Genomic DNA, 14573 nt, shown 5'->3' with positions numbered 1-14573 from the left:
AAGTTCTACCTAAAATTTCAGACCTATTTTTCATAAAAATATGAAAAACAGACCTTTTCATGAGCGGAAACACACCAAATTACAAAGTTTTTATGGTTTCACTTAGTATGTATTAAATCTAAAACATACCTCAGTGTAAATAATAAATTATTTGCCTTGTATTGTCAATAACCCATTACATCTCGACAATACAGTAATATTTTATCGTGGCTTTTAATAATTGTTAAATTAAAATCAGTATCTTTTTTCATTTTATACCCTCGTGTTGAGTTTTACAGGCTTTGCGAACGGTAGTTTGCATGCAATTTATTAGTACCCAAAGTTTTTAATTGGCATTTTTAACACTGGTAAATTCAGGGTATTGTGACTTTTTAACATACAAATCGAACTTTTTTTGTGCAAAAATCTATATTTTTTTATTTTTTTTCGTCTTTTTGACAGTCAGACAATGAAATATATTTCATTCAATTCTAAAGAATCTTAAATTTTCATCATTGAACTTGTCTAGCTGTAAAAAAATAAGCCCAGACACCCCCGCTAAGCCTACTCAATCTCTCCCTTTTGTACATTTTTATCTCTATCCAAAGCCCGAAGCAAATCTCTTTTCATCCAATTAGGTAGTGCGCTTAAAGTCACTTCCTCCTTAGTCATCCAAACAAAAGCATCATGCTCTTCACTTAATGCAACACTACCCCCTTTCCAGCGACAGGCATATGTAAAAATGCATAAATGGATATGATTTTTAATCACATCAAAAAGAGAAACAGGCTCCCCCACAAAAACCTCTAAGTTGGTTTCCTCTTTAATTTCTCGGCACAGACCATCTTGAGCATGCTCGTAGAAGTGCAGTCCGCCCCCAGGTAAATCCCATTTTTGCTTGTTATTCATGTAACTGCAATTCATCTCGTCCTGAGATCTGGATAAAACTAAAACTTTCTCATCTTTCACAATAACTGCTTTTACAGCAATTGCAAAGTCTCTTTTCATAGGGTCACCTCCTTCCTCTCTTCTTAAATAGCAGTCATTATTTTGCTGATTCCAAAATCTTTAAAATCTCTTCCTCTGAGAAATCGTATTCTTTACCACAAAAATGGCAATGTAGATTGGCTTTTTTGTCCTCTCTCGCAATTTTCTCCAGTTCTTCCTTGCCGATACTAATCAAAGCTTTTTCTACCCGCTCCTTGGTACAATTACAATAAAACTCTGTCGGCACTTTATCAAGAATCTTCATATCCATCCCTTGAAGAATGATTTCCAAAATCCCCTCGGGAGTTTGTCCCATATCCAACAAGTCAGTAATGTATGGAATGGTATTCAATCTGGTCTCCAGTTGAGAGATCACCTCTTCGGATGCATCTGGCATGAGCTGAATCATAAATCCGCCTGCACAACGAATAGAGGTATCTGTATCGACCAAAACACCCAAGCCGATTGCCGATGGTGTTTGTTCGGATTGAGCATAGTAATAAGTTAAGTCCTCAGCAATTTCTCCTGAGACCAATTGAATGCGCCCTGCATAAGGCTCTTTTAATCCAATGTCTTTTATTACACTCATATACCCTTGGCCAATTGCTGCACTTACATCCAGCTTCCCGGGATATTTAGAAGGAACCTCTATATTAGGATGAAAAACATAGCCTTTTACTCTGCATTGACTATCTGAGGTTACAACTGCTCCTTTAAGTGGCCCTAAGCCTCTGATCTGAAGGGTAACCAAATCCTTTTCCCCTTTTAACATACTTCCCATCATTGCTGCTGCTGTCATCATTCTGCCCAGAGCTGCCGAGGCCACAGGTGAGGTATGGTGCACTTGCCTTGCATGCTGAACCATTTCTCCTGTAGTTGCCGCAAAGGCACGTATACTGCCGCCTCCTGCTGTTGCTCTAACAATATAATCACCCATTAAATTTTTCCTCCTTTAGCTGCGCCACAAAAAAATAGCGTTGGCTATCTCCTTTTGCTCGCTCAAAACTATATCCATCATACACATTTAAAAGTACAAAGCCATTTTCTTCAAGACAGCTCTCTACTTCCTCTATGCTGAAAGCCTTTTCATAATGGTACTCTTCAATACGCTCATAGGTATCCTTATTTTTCTGCTTCTTAAAAAAGCTCACATAATATTCATTGATTCCTTCCTCTTCATCAAAGGAATTCTCCCAAAAATAAGCGGCATCCTCTGTCATAGCTGCGTAGGTCTTGTCCCCCAAAGCCTCTTTAAACTTATACTCCGTATTCATATCAAAAAGAAACAACCCCTGGGGGTTCAAGTGTTTATTAATGGCAGAAAAGGCAGCTGAAAGCTCACCCTCCTCTGTTAAATAATTCAAAGAATCACAAAGGCTTAAAACGCAATCTACCTGATATGGTAACTCCAGTTCCACCATATCCTGACAAAAAAAAGGTATGGAAACCCCTTCAGAAATTGCTTTTCTTTGTGCCTCAGCCAGCATTTCCTGGGAAATATCCACCCCTATAATGGTGCATCCCGTCTTTGCCAAAGGAATCGTGATGTTCCCCGTTCCACAGCCTAAATCAATCACATTTTCTGGATTTTTACCAAGCTTCTTCCATGATTCAATAATATATTTCACCCAAGCAGGATAATCAATTTCTTCCATAAATACATCATATAAAGAGGCAAAGCCCTCATAAGCTTCCATTCTCGTTTCTCCCATACCATTATCATTCAAAATCCAACAATTTATATATTATAGCTTTTCCTCTGATGTATTGCAAGAATTTTTCCCTTTAGCCGCAGCATCTCTTTTCTTCTTTCCCATAATGCCACCTATACGACCACTTTCTCTGGCGGTAAGCCCTTTCCAGCCCACCTTCTCCACCTTTTCCATGAGCCCCAGTTCTTCTGCTATTTCATACTTCATGGCAATGTCTCGTTTTTGTTCTTCTGTCAATTCTTTCTTCTGTCCCATTTTATAAAACTCCCTTCTTTTTTTCAGTATTGCCCATTTTTTATTTTTTTTACAACCTATGTCCCTGTGAAAAAAAATATTGTCCATGAACGAAAATCATTTGACAGATTCCCTTTCTGATGGTAGACTATGGATTAAGTAAATAGTTCTAAAAGTAGAGGTGCGTTTTTCATGAGTACACGGGCGAATATCATAAGGGATAAAGGCCGTCCGCCGAAAGGGGTAAACGCCGAAGAGAGAAGATGCCTTATCTTTTTTTCTCTGGTTGTCCGGTTAATAGCCGTCCAACTGTCATTGGTATCACCAGTGGAGCGCTACGAAACTTTCTTTTTTGCATTATCATTTTTTTGTTGTATGCAAAATTTAAAAGTCGGCGCTTGCCGGCTCTTTTTGTTTTTCCGGCAAAACTTGACTTTAGAACAAATACCGCAAAAGCGAAGAATTTGGGCATAACACTTTAAAATAGTGATACTGATCAAAAGGCACTCCAATCAACCTTCATATTCCATTGCATACTGCTTTATTGCAATTGCATGGAAAATACATACCTTATCTCTAGAAGAATAAGAATTTTTGCTAACATGATTGGATGATTTGTCAAAGCTATTAGGTATTCTATTTGAAAGTTTTCGTTTCTTCGCACATACTCACATATTTTACATTATTATAATAAAGAAAGAAGGAAGTTTGAAATGAAAAAAATTAATCTAGCAGTTGTTGGCGCGACAGGAATGGTCGGTCGAACATTTTTAAAAGTTTTGGAGGAAAGACAGCTTCCCATTGAAAATTTCTATGTTATGGCCTCCAGCCGTTCCGCAGGAAAAACAATAACTTTCAATGGAAAAGATTATATTGTTGAGGAGTTAACGGAAAATTCCTTTGATAAACCCATTGACATTGCGCTGTTTTCCGCAGGTGGCAGTACCAGCGAAAAATTTGCACCCATTGCTGCGGCTCATGGTTGTATTGTAATTGATAACAGCTCTCAGTGGCGAATGGATCCGGAAGTTCCTCTTATTGTACCTGAGGTGAATGCTGAGGATATCTCTTGGCACAAAAATATAATTGCAAATCCAAACTGTTCTACCATTCAAGCAGTGGTTGCATTAAAGCCCTTAGATGAAAAATATAAAATTAAGCGTGTTGTATACTCAACCTATCAGGCAGTTAGCGGTGCAGGGCTTGCAGGTTGGATGGATCTTGAAAATGGCATAAAGGGAGAAGCACCACAGAAATTCCCCCATCCTATTGCAAACAACTGCTTACCCCATATTGATGTATTCTTAGATAATGGATATACAAAAGAAGAAATGAAAATGGTAAACGAAACCAGAAAAATGCTTCATAATGACAACCTGAAAGTAACAGCTACAACAGTACGTGTACCAGTTTTCAATTCACACAGCGAATCTATAAATGTAGAATTGGAAAATCCTTTCGATTTAGCTGAACTGATTGAAACATTAAAAAATGCTCCCGGCATCGTTATGATGAATGATTCTATGAATAATGAATATCCTTTAGCACAAAGTGCAACGGGACATGATGAAGTTTTTATCGGTCGTGTTCGTCGTGACGACAGTGTAGAAAACGGAGTAAACCTCTGGGTGGTTGCAGATAATATCCGCAAGGGTGCGGCTACAAATGCAGTTCAAATTGCAGAGGAAATTATTAAAAACATGAACGCTTAACTAATATCCTATTTAAAATTTTGGAGGTGCTTGCATTATGTCAATTTTTACAGGCGCAGGTGTTGCTTTGGTTACGCCTACATTTCCCGACGGTACTGTTAATTTCGAAAAAATGAAAGAATTAATTGAGTTCCAGCTTGCCAACGACACCGATGCCTTGATTATTTGCGGAACAACAGGTGAAGCATCCACTCTTTCCGATGAAGTACAAATTGAATGCGTACGCTACGCAGTTGAGGTTGTAAAAGGCAGAGTCCCTGTTATTGCAGGTGCAGGCAGTAACGACACAGCACACTGCATCGAATTGGCAAAAGGTTGCGAAACTGCAGGGGCTGATGCGGTTTTATTGGTAACCCCTTATTACAATAAGGCTACCCAGAAAGGTCTGATTCTCCATTATACTGCTGTTGCGGAAAGTTTATCTATCCCCATCATTCTGTATAATGTTCCCGGGCGTACAGGTTGCAATATCACTCCTAAAACAGTGTTAGAACTGTCCAAGGTAAAAAATATTGTGGCAGTAAAAGAAGCAAGCGGCAACCTGTCTCAAGTAGCTGAAATTGCAGCTCTTGTTGGTCCTGACTTTGATATTTACAGCGGTAATGATGATCAAATCCTCCCTATCCTCTCTTTAGGCGGTAAAGGTGTCATTTCTGTTTTGTCTAACATTGCTCCAAAAGAAACCCATGATATGGTTGTTAAATTCTTCGAGGGTGATCTAAAGGGTTCCATCGCATTGCAATTGGGTGCAATCGAGCTGATTTCTGCCCTGTTCTGTGAGGTAAATCCTATTCCTGTAAAAACAGCATTGGATTTAATGGGTTACGAGGTAGGCCCTTGCCGTATGCCTCTTTGTGCTATGGAAGACAAAAATCTGGAAACATTAAAAAAAGCAATGAAAAACTACGGTTTGATTTCATAATGACGTTTGCGGCAAAGATATCTCTTTGCCGCATTTTAACAGATTTCCTTGTGCATAAGATGCTGACAAGACGTAGGTTTGGAAATTGTTATATTACAATGGACGCTGACATTAGTCAGTGAAAAAGACAAGCTTTAGAATGATTCATTTCCTTAATAAAAGGATATCATTCAAAAAGCAGGATAAGGTTTGATTTTAAAGGAGTGTACTATATGATTAATATTATCATGCATGGCTGTGGTGGTAAAATGGGACAGGTTGTGGCAGAAATCGTAGCAAATGATGCCAACTGCCAAATTGTTGCAGGTATTGACCCCAGAGTGCCTGAGGCTGATTTTCCTGTTTTCCCAACGCCTGCTGACTGTAATATTGAAGCCGACGTAATCATTGACTTTTCTACAGCAGTGGCTGTACCAGCACTACTGGAGTTTGCAAAAGCAAAAAAAATACCTGTTGTCGCCTGCACCACTGCTCTCAGTGACGAAACTATGGAATTGCTAAAGGAAACTTCAAAAAGCGTTGCCGTGTTAAAATCAGCAAATATGTCCATCGGTATAAACTTGCTTATAGGGTTAGTTCAAAAGGCTGCAAAAGCTTTGTATGACGCAAATTTCGATATTGAAATCGTTGAAAAGCATCATAACCAAAAAATTGATGCTCCCAGTGGAACTGCCATGGCTTTGGCTGATGCAATAAACGAGGCAATGGAGCAACAATTCCATTATGTTTATGATCGTTCTCAAACAAATGAAAAAAGAGACCGTAAAGAAATCGGAATTCACGCTGTGCGAGGTGGAAATATTGTGGGTGACCACGACGTTATTTTCGCGGGCAGAGACGAAGTAATTGAATTAACCCATAAAGCCACCTCCCGGGAGGTTTTTGCAGTTGGTGCCGTAAAAGCCGCAAAATTTTTGGCTTCACAATGCCCCGGACTTTATTCTATGAAAGATGTCTTAGCTTAATATAAACAAAAAGCCCCTATTAAGATAACAAAAGGGCTTTTTTTAATTGGCTATGCATCCAATTCAATAAACATCAATACATTAAAGTCCATATATTTCAAATTCTATATTACATACCTGAAATAGCAGAAACAGATTGAAATATCTCAGTTGATTATTACTATAAATAAAAACAGTGTCAGTCACATCATCCCAAAGCACTGGCACTGTCCCTATTTTTCCCCTGATATCGTGCAGCTGTTGGCACTCAATCTTCATTCTTTTGTTGTTGCATCATAAAATCATACTTAAGTTACTGTTGCCACTCCAAATGAATCATCTCACTTGTTATTTCTTCGCGTTTTAAGCAACTTTCTTAATTTAGTTGATTTAAGCACATTGGTTATGTATCGTTTAGCAATATAGAGAAATCAGGATATATCAATCATTTTGAATAATGATCTACTGTCTATATCTGTTTAAAATAATGCCAATCTAAAAGATTATGTGAAATTTTGGCAAAAAAATATTAAAACAGATAAGGACAAAATAAATTGCTTTCTAATATCATCCGTACTTTCATTTGTCCTATCCCTATGCCTCTCAGCTAACCTTCTGCATTTCCTTTTTATAAATTGAAGAATTCGACATAGAATGGCAGCATCAAATCCATTTCTTCTTACTAAACCCCATTTCTTTCTCCGTCAATTTATTTTTTTCACATCACCACCTACTGGTTCCGACTGCAAGAGACATGCGCACATCGATAAATAGTTATACTAAATATAACTATTTAATATATTATTATATATATTTTCATATGTCAACACACAAATAAATTTTATATTCCTGTATTGATTCTCCAATGTTCATGATGTCAAACCTTATACACAGGTTTCTCATAGATTTCACTACATATGTTTAAAAATCACCATCATTTTGAATTACAAATATCTCATATAATAGTTAGGATTAATAAACTTAAGAAAATCGCAGTTACTCTATATCTCTTAGTTTGCTACAGATAAACCACAATATAAGAATTTCTTTCCTTCTTATCCGAAACAACATAAAAAAACCACCAAAAGTATACACATTTTGATGGTGATTTTACTGCCAAAAATTTAAATTTAAACACAGAACATCTTTTAAAAGTGATTTTTCTATTGAGTCTATCCTGACCCATACAAAAGATAAAGCCCTAGAGGAAGTCTTACTGTTTCTCAGTCTTCAGCTGATAAATGCAATCTACTCGCTCCGCTATGGTTGGCGGCAAAGCGTCCCCGGTCAAAATAATATCCATGTAATCAGGGCGTCGATTCAACAATTCGTCCAATTGCTCAGCAGACAAAAAACCCTCTCTTATGCACTCCAAAATGCCATCCAGCAGAAGCATCTCGCATTCCCCTGTATCTACAATTTTTCTTGCAAAATTGAAAGCATTTTTTATTTCCCCGCTAATTTCCTTGCGAACGGTTTCATCAAACTCCTGCTCTTCACGATTTTTCTCAAATCGAAAAATACGAAAATCAGGCTCAAGCTTTTTCAGCAACTCTATTTCCTTGCTATTATGATAATCCATAAATTGTATCATCACAACACGCAAATCGTCCCCAATCGCTCTTAGCCCTCTGCCAACAGCCACACAGGTTTTTCCTTTGCCCGCGCCATAATAAACGCAAATCTGTCCACGTCTCACTTAATATTCAACTCCTGCTATTCTTCGGTAGTATCTTCAACTGTTTTTGTTTTCTCATCCGTATGGGGAATCTCAATTTTTGAAACTGAAACTTCATAGGCAACTCTCTCTTCAATCAAATCGCCCGTTTTTTTCTGATAACTTCTGCTTTGCACTCTACCCCAAACCTTGATATTTTCTCCTACCTTTAAATTTGCCATATATCTTGCATTACGCCCCCAAACAATGCAGGGAATATAGTCAGACTTATTGTATGCACGGTTTACAGCAACCAAAATATCTGAAATTTCCCGACCAAAAGGTGTCTTTCTATAAATTGGCTCTTTACAGATAAAACCATTCAAAAAAATTTGATTTTCATTCTTTTTTTCTTCCTCAGACATCAGACGAATTTCTCTGGCAAAAATAGTAAGCACAAGCCTGTTCTTTTTGCTGTTATAATTATTATAGCTGCGAAGTTGTCCCATCACATCTACGCAAGTGCCTGCTTTCAGCTGTTCTTTATCTATCAACCTTTCCGAGACGGTGATCGGAAGGATGTCAGCCTGATCACTAAGACGCTCAGATGCTATCTTAAACGTATAGAAGCCCTCTCCATAAACCTCGTGGCTAAAGACACATTCCTCCACGATTTTACCGGCAATGGCAACACTGTTGTTTTCCGGCAATCCATCCATATGCATCGCTTTCTCCCCTTTTCTATGCCGATTTTTGCATCGACATTGCTTCCTTCTGTATTTCAGTTTACGCAAAAAAACAAACCTTTAGAAGTCCATATAAAAAAAAACTCTTCAAGGCCTCCTTCAGGTACGTTCGCTGATATCCTAGCCATTATTATTGGGAAATGTTTTTATCATTACTAAAAACAAACCCAATTTTAACACAATCAATCGCTACGACCATAGAGTAATCTTTCGTTTTATATATCAACGGCTCCCCGTTTTTCTTCACGATTACCGCTTCAACCTTTTTGCCGTTTTCTAACCAATAACAGAGGAAGTAAAAATCATCATCTCGACGCACCGTCCACTCAATATCTAAAAGAGGCTTTAAAAAGAAATCGCCCTCGCAGCCAAATAAATCTGTTACTCTTTTACTTGCCTGTACAAAACCCTGTACCGGTTCTTTTCCCTTAGCCATATCTTCCTCCACTCACCCAAAAATCTTATAATCTTATGGTAATGATTTCTAAACAACTTGTCAATATAAACATTTCTTTTGTACATAAACCTTTTTTCCGAATTATAACAAAAAAGGCAGGAAAAATCAAATAATCTGATTTTCCTACCGATTTATGCTCTTTAACCCTTCTCTATAAAACTCTTCAAATACTTTCCTGTATAAGATTTGGCAACCTTGCATATATCCTCAGGGGTACCCTTGGCAATCACCATTCCGCCTTTATCGCCACCCTCTGGCCCCAAGTCAATAATGTAATCCGCCGTTTTAATCACATCAAGGTTGTGCTCAATGACTACAACTGTGTTACCGCCTTCGGCTAACTGTTGAAGAATTTGTACTAATTTGTGCACATCCGCAGTATGCAGGCCTGTTGTAGGTTCATCTAAAATATACATGGTACGCCCGGTGCTTTTCTTGCTTAGCTCCGTGGCAAGCTTTACCCTTTGGGCTTCACCACCGGAAAGGGTTGTGGAAGACTGCCCCAACCGAACATAGGATAAGCCAACATCATTAAGGGTCTGAAGCTTCGATTTAATGCGAGGGATGTTTTCAAAAAATGCCAAAGCTTCTTCCACTGTCATTTCCAGCACATCGGAAATGCTTTTTCCTTTATACTTTACCTCTAAAGTTTCACGGTTATATCGCTTTCCTTGGCAAACCTCGCAAGGCACATAAATATCGGGTAAAAAATGCATTTCTATTTTAATAATTCCATCTCCGGCGCACGCCTCGCAACGTCCACCCTTCACATTAAAACTGAATCGACCCTTTTGATACCCTCTCATTTTTGCCTCAGTGGTTTGGGTAAATACATCACGGATTAAATCGAAAACGCCTGTATAAGTTGCAGGATTGCTTCTTGGCGTACGCCCAATGGGTGATTGGTCAATGTCTATTACTTTATCCAGCACCTCATGACCAATCATTTCTTCATGGACACCGGGACGAAGCTTAGCGCGGTTTAAATCTCTCGCCAAACGCTTATATAATATTTCATTGACCAATGAGCTTTTCCCTGAACCGCTGACTCCTGTTACACAGGTGAATATGCCCAATGGAATGTCAACATCAATATTTTTCAAATTGTTTTCCCCAGCACCTCTAATTTGAATCACATGCTCTGATTCGAATTTTCTTCGTGTTTTTGGCACTTCGATTCTTCTCCTGCCGCTGAGATAGTCCCCCGTAACCGAACGCTCACACGCCTTAATTTCTTCAACACTGCCTACACAAATTACCTCTCCGCCATCTTTACCGGCACCGGGGCCAATGTCCACAATGCAATCTGCCGCATACATAGTATCCTCATCATGCTCAACAACAATTAAAGAATTTCCAATATCCCGAAGGTGTTGTAGAGATTTTAAGAGTTTATCGTTGTCCCTTTGATGTAATCCAATGCTTGGCTCGTCCAAAATATATACAACACCAACCAAGCCCGAACCAATTTGGGTAGCAAGACGAATCCTCTGTGCTTCACCGCCGGAGAGGGTACCTGCCGCCCGGGAAAGGGTAAGATACTCCAGACCTACGTCCATCAAAAATCCAATTCTGGCATTGACTTCCTTTAAAATACGCTGGCCGATCATTTCTTCTCGTCCACTTAAAACAAGCTCTCTGAAAAACGTTTGTATCTCTGCTACAGAAAGCTTTGTCAATTGAGAAATATTCTTTCCCCCTACAGTGATGGCAAGAACCTCGGGACGCAAACGTTGCCCATGGCAATCTGGGCACTGAATATTGGTCATATATTCCTCATATTCTCCCCGCATCCCCTCTGAGGTCTCGTTATATCTGCGCTGTAAATTGTTAATCAGACCGTCGTATTCGTAATCATAAGTACCTGTTCCCCGATAGTTTGTATAGGTAATGCGAAGCTTTTCACCGCCAGTACCATAAAAATTATTTTTTTAATCTTTTCTGGAAGGTCTTTAAAGGGTGTTTCCAGAGAGAAGTTATAACGCTCTGCCAAAGCTTCAAACAAAACACGACTCATGCTGTCCTTTGCAGAAATAGAATTATATCCTGGGGCAACAATGGCTCCTTTTAAGATACTAAGGCTGTCATTGGGCACAATCAGGTTTTCATCAAATTTCATTTGCATGCCTAAGCCGGTACAAGTGGGGCATGCACCACTGGGATTATTAAAGGAAAATAATCGTGGTTCAATCTCCATTAAATCTATGCCGCAGTCAGGGCATGAAAAGTTTTGGCTAAACACCAATTCCTCTTCTCCTTGATTTACGTCCACGACCAAAAGTCCCCCTGTCAAACTGGTTACTGTCTCAATGGATTCTGTCAAACGCTTCTGTATACCTTCTTTTACCACTAAACGGTCAACCACAATTTCTATGGTATGTTTTTTATTTTTCTCAAGCTCAAGTTTTTCCGAAAGGTCATATAGGTTGCCATCCACACGCACACGCACATATCCACTTTTTTTAGCATCCTCTAAAAGCTTTACGTGCTCCCCCTTGCGTCCACGCACAACAGGGGCAAGAAGCTGTAGCTTCGACCGTTCCGGCAATTCTAAAATACGGTCTACGATCTGGTCAATGGTCTGCTTTTTAACCTCTTTTCCACACTTCGGGCAATGAGGTATACCAATTCTTGCATAAAGCAAACGCAAATAATCATAAATCTCAGTTACGGTCCCCACAGTAGAACGGGGGTTATGACTCGTGGTCTTTTGGTCTATTGAAATGGCAGGAGAAAGCCCTTCAATCAAATCAACATCAGGTTTTTCCATCTGCCCTAAAAATTGCCGTGCATAAGAGGACAGAGACTCAACATACCGTCTCTGCCCTTCTGCATAAAGGGTATCAAAGGCCAAGGAGCTTTTTCCCGAACCGCTGACCCCAGTGAAAACAACAAGTTTATCTCTTGGGATAGTAAGGTCCACATTTTTTAAATTGTGCTCCCTCGCTCCCCGAATTACAATTTTATCCTTCATAGTTCCTCCTTACAGTGGAAATAATTGCTTTTATAACATCTTTTTTAGCTCTAAAATCTTATCTCTCAGCTCTGCAGCACGTTCAAATTGCAACTCCAATGCCGCCTGCTTCATTTCTTTATCCATCTTCTGAATCAACTTTTTCAATTCATCCTTACTCATAGATTCAGGATCCTTATCTAAGCCAAATTTCTGCTTTTCCGTAGCCGTTTTACTAATCTGTATAATATCATGAACCTTCTTTTGAATGGTCTGAGGCGTAATTCCATGCAACTCATTATAGGCTTCCTGAATGCCTCGACGGCGGTTGGTTTCTCGAATGGCCTTATTCATGCTTTCTGTCATCACATTTGCATACATGATAACCCGACCATCCTTGTTTCTCGCCGCACGCCCCACAGTCTGTATCAGAGAGGTTTCCGAACGTAAAAAGCCTTCCTTATCAGCATCTAAAATCGCAACCAGACTTACTTCAGGAATATCCAAACCTTCACGCAGAAGATTGATTCCAACTAATACATCAAAAACATCCATACGTAAATCACGAATAATTTCCAACCGCTCTAATGTATCAATATCTGAATGGAGATAACGTACCCGAACCCCAGCTTCACGCATATAATCCGTCAGTCGTTCCGCCATTTTTTTGGTCAGTGTTGTTACCAAAACCTTTTGCCCAACAGAGGTTGTTTTCTTCACTTCCGATAATAAATCATCAATCTGCCCTTCAATAGGTCGAACAGAAATTTCAGGGTCTAATAGCCCGGTAGGTCGAATAATCTGCTCAGCAATTTCCTCAGCATGCTCTTTTTCATAAACAGAAGGGGTTGCAGAAACAAACAAAAGCTGATTAATTTTTTCTTCAAACTCCACAAATTTTAACGGACGGTTATCTAAAGCGGAAGGTAATCGGAAACCAAAATCCACCAACGTGGTTTTTCTGGATCTGTCACCCTCATACATCCCTCGGATTTGGGGTATAGAGACATGGGATTCATCGGCTATCATCAAAAAGTCGTCAGGGAAGAAGTCAATCAGTGTAAAAGGTGTACTCCCGGGTTCCCTTAAAGATAGGTGACGAGAATAGTTTTCAATTCCCGTGCAAAAACCCATTTCCCGCATCATTTCAATATCATAATTAGTTCTCTGTTCCAATCGCTGAGCCTCTAAAAGCTTGTCCTCTCTGCGCAGCTGGTCTAAACGCTCCTTGAGCTCTGCTTCAATGTGCTCAACGGATACCCGAAGCTTTTCTGGGGATGTCACATAATGAGAAGCAGGAAAAATGGAAATATGAGCCCTTGTTCCCAAAATTTCTCCGGTGAGAACATCAATTTCCGTGATTCTCTCCACTTCATCACCAAAAAACTCTACCCTTACCGCATGCTCCGAGGAGCCAACGGGAAAAATTTCAACTACATCCCCCCGCACACGGAAGGAGCCTCTCTCAAAATTCATATCATTACGGTCATACTGCATTTCCAATAAGCTTCGCAGTACCTCATCCCGATCCTTTTCCATTCCCGGGCGCAAAGAAAGCATCATCCCATAGTATTCCTCAGGGTCACCCAATCCGTAAATGCAAGAAACACTGGCAACGACAATAACGTCTTCCCGCTCTACCAAGGCCGCCGTTGCTGAATGGCGCAACTTATCAATTTCATCATTCACAGAAGAATCCTTTTCGATATAGGTATCTGTACTGGGTACATACGCCTCAGGCTGATAATAATCGTAATAAGAAACAAAATACTCCACTGCATTTTCGGGAAAAAACTCCCGCAGCTCATTATAAAGCTGGGCAGCAAGGGTCTTATTATGGGCAATTACCAAAGTAGGCTTTTGCAGTTTTTCAATAATATTTGCCATAGTAAAGGTTTTGCCGCTACCTGTAACCCCTAAAAGCGTTTGAAATTTTTTCCCTTCTTGAAATCCTCTGGCAAGCTTTTCAATTGCCTCCGGCTGATCCCCGGTGGGCTTATATTGAGAATGAACCTTAAATTCCATTTCCTCACCTCCGTAAAACCCGAAAAAAGGTTCGCTTATATAAATACGAAGAAGATTCATCTTATGAATGAATCTAACTATCGTTCCTTTTAAATACAACTTGTAAATTAGTATCTCATGGTAAAAACAAATATCTTTTCGTGCAAATCTCAACAAATTATAGCACATATACTCTAAAAAGTACAGCTCAAAACACAAACATTAGTTCTAAAATTTTTCCAATTATAGAAAGTAAATTCTACTTT

Annotated in this window: 11 protein-coding genes, 1 pseudogene and 1 riboswitch; of the genes and pseudogenes, 3 read left to right on the top strand and 9 right to left on the bottom strand. The window is 39.3% G+C overall.

All coding sequences use genetic code 11. The features are described from left to right. Nucleotides 1-543: 543 nt before the first annotated feature. Genes CPRO_RS03535 through CPRO_RS03520 form a run of 4 tightly spaced genes read right to left on the bottom strand, consistent with a single transcriptional unit; the run spans nt 544 to nt 2933 of the window. Entirely contained in the window at nt 544-987 is a 444-nt protein-coding gene (locus CPRO_RS03535; protein WP_066047911.1) for an NUDIX hydrolase, read from the bottom strand. Between the two features lie 37 nt (nt 988-1024). After that, nucleotides 1025-1903 (bottom strand): Hsp33 family molecular chaperone HslO, encoded by an 879-nt coding sequence (hslO, locus tag CPRO_RS03530; protein WP_066047909.1) that lies wholly within the window; start codon nt 1901-1903, stop codon nt 1025-1027. Then, nucleotides 1896-2663: a class I SAM-dependent DNA methyltransferase gene (locus CPRO_RS03525; protein ID WP_066047907.1), complete on the bottom strand. Its 768-nt coding sequence runs from the start codon at nt 2661-2663 to the stop codon at nt 1896-1898. The genes hslO and CPRO_RS03525 overlap by 8 nt, the downstream gene beginning before the upstream one ends. Nucleotides 2664-2711: 48 nt before the next feature. Continuing rightward, complete coding sequence (locus CPRO_RS03520) at nt 2712-2933, bottom strand: alpha/beta-type small acid-soluble spore protein (RefSeq protein WP_066053663.1); 222 nt, start codon at nt 2931-2933, stop codon at nt 2712-2714. A gap of 147 nt (nt 2934-3080) precedes the next feature. Beyond that, a riboswitch (Lysine riboswitch) is annotated at nt 3081-3258 on the top strand. A 367-nt stretch (nt 3259-3625) separates the two neighbouring features. Between CPRO_RS03520 and CPRO_RS03510 the strand changes: the two genes are divergently transcribed. The 3 genes from CPRO_RS03510 (at nt 3626) to dapB (ending at nt 6511) form a co-directional block, all read left to right on the top strand. Continuing rightward, nucleotides 3626-4624 (top strand): aspartate-semialdehyde dehydrogenase, encoded by a 999-nt coding sequence (locus CPRO_RS03510; RefSeq protein ID WP_066047903.1) that lies wholly within the window; start codon nt 3626-3628, stop codon nt 4622-4624. Nucleotides 4625-4661: 37 nt separating this feature from the next. Further along, nucleotides 4662-5546, top strand: coding sequence for a 4-hydroxy-tetrahydrodipicolinate synthase (dapA, locus tag CPRO_RS03505; protein ID WP_066047901.1), 885 nt, complete (start codon nt 4662-4664; stop codon nt 5544-5546). 212 nt (nt 5547-5758) lie between these two features. Next, nucleotides 5759-6511, top strand: coding sequence for a 4-hydroxy-tetrahydrodipicolinate reductase (gene dapB, locus CPRO_RS03500; RefSeq protein ID WP_066047899.1), 753 nt, complete (start codon nt 5759-5761; stop codon nt 6509-6511). Nucleotides 6512-7703: 1192 nt separating this feature from the next. Here dapB and CPRO_RS03495 read toward each other — a convergent pair. The 5 genes and pseudogenes from CPRO_RS03495 to uvrB form a co-directional block, all read right to left on the bottom strand. Then, nucleotides 7704-8189, bottom strand: coding sequence for a cob(I)yrinic acid a,c-diamide adenosyltransferase (locus tag CPRO_RS03495; protein WP_066047897.1), 486 nt, complete (start codon nt 8187-8189; stop codon nt 7704-7706). Nucleotides 8190-8206: 17 nt separating this feature from the next. After that, nucleotides 8207-8872: a single-stranded DNA-binding protein gene (locus tag CPRO_RS03490; protein ID WP_066047895.1), complete on the bottom strand. Its 666-nt coding sequence runs from the start codon at nt 8870-8872 to the stop codon at nt 8207-8209. 151 nt (nt 8873-9023) lie between these two features. Continuing rightward, nucleotides 9024-9329 carry a hypothetical protein gene (locus CPRO_RS03485; RefSeq protein ID WP_066047893.1) on the bottom strand — a complete coding sequence of 102 codons (306 nt, stop codon included), beginning with the start codon at nt 9327-9329 and terminating at the stop codon, nt 9024-9026. 161 nt (nt 9330-9490) lie between these two features. Continuing rightward, nucleotides 9491-12324 (bottom strand): annotated as a pseudogene (gene uvrA / locus CPRO_RS03480) (excinuclease ABC subunit UvrA). A 30-nt stretch (nt 12325-12354) separates the two neighbouring features. Continuing rightward, a complete protein-coding gene (uvrB, locus tag CPRO_RS03475; RefSeq protein WP_066047891.1) occupies nt 12355-14328 on the bottom strand; it encodes an excinuclease ABC subunit UvrB in 1974 nt (657 codons plus the stop codon). Nucleotides 14329-14573: the final 245 nt, after the last annotated feature.

It is taken from the genome of Anaerotignum propionicum DSM 1682 (assembly GCF_001561955.1).
Classification (GTDB): domain Bacteria; phylum Bacillota; class Clostridia; order Lachnospirales; family Anaerotignaceae; genus Chakrabartyella; species Chakrabartyella propionicum.
This window is presented reverse-complemented; position numbering and strand designations above follow the sequence as displayed.

Coding starts and splice junctions, on each gene's coding strand:
- CPRO_RS03510 (WP_066047903.1), top strand. CDS start 3,626: ATGAAAAAAATTAATCTAGCAGTTGTTGGCGCGACAGGAATGGTCGGT.
- CPRO_RS03525 (WP_066047907.1), bottom strand. CDS start 2,663: ATGGAAGCTTATGAGGGCTTTGCCTCTTTATATGATGTATTTATGGAA.
- CPRO_RS03520 (WP_066053663.1), bottom strand. CDS start 2,933: ATGGGACAGAAGAAAGAATTGACAGAAGAACAAAAACGAGACATTGCC.
- CPRO_RS03490 (WP_066047895.1), bottom strand. CDS start 8,872: ATGCATATGGATGGATTGCCGGAAAACAACAGTGTTGCCATTGCCGGT.
- uvrB (WP_066047891.1), bottom strand. CDS start 14,328: ATGGAATTTAAGGTTCATTCTCAATATAAGCCCACCGGGGATCAGCCG.
- dapA (WP_066047901.1), top strand. CDS start 4,662: ATGTCAATTTTTACAGGCGCAGGTGTTGCTTTGGTTACGCCTACATTT.
- hslO (WP_066047909.1), bottom strand. CDS start 1,903: ATGGGTGATTATATTGTTAGAGCAACAGCAGGAGGCGGCAGTATACGT.
- CPRO_RS03485 (WP_066047893.1), bottom strand. CDS start 9,329: ATGGCTAAGGGAAAAGAACCGGTACAGGGTTTTGTACAGGCAAGTAAA.
- dapB (WP_066047899.1), top strand. CDS start 5,759: ATGATTAATATTATCATGCATGGCTGTGGTGGTAAAATGGGACAGGTT.
- CPRO_RS03535 (WP_066047911.1), bottom strand. CDS start 987: ATGAAAAGAGACTTTGCAATTGCTGTAAAAGCAGTTATTGTGAAAGAT.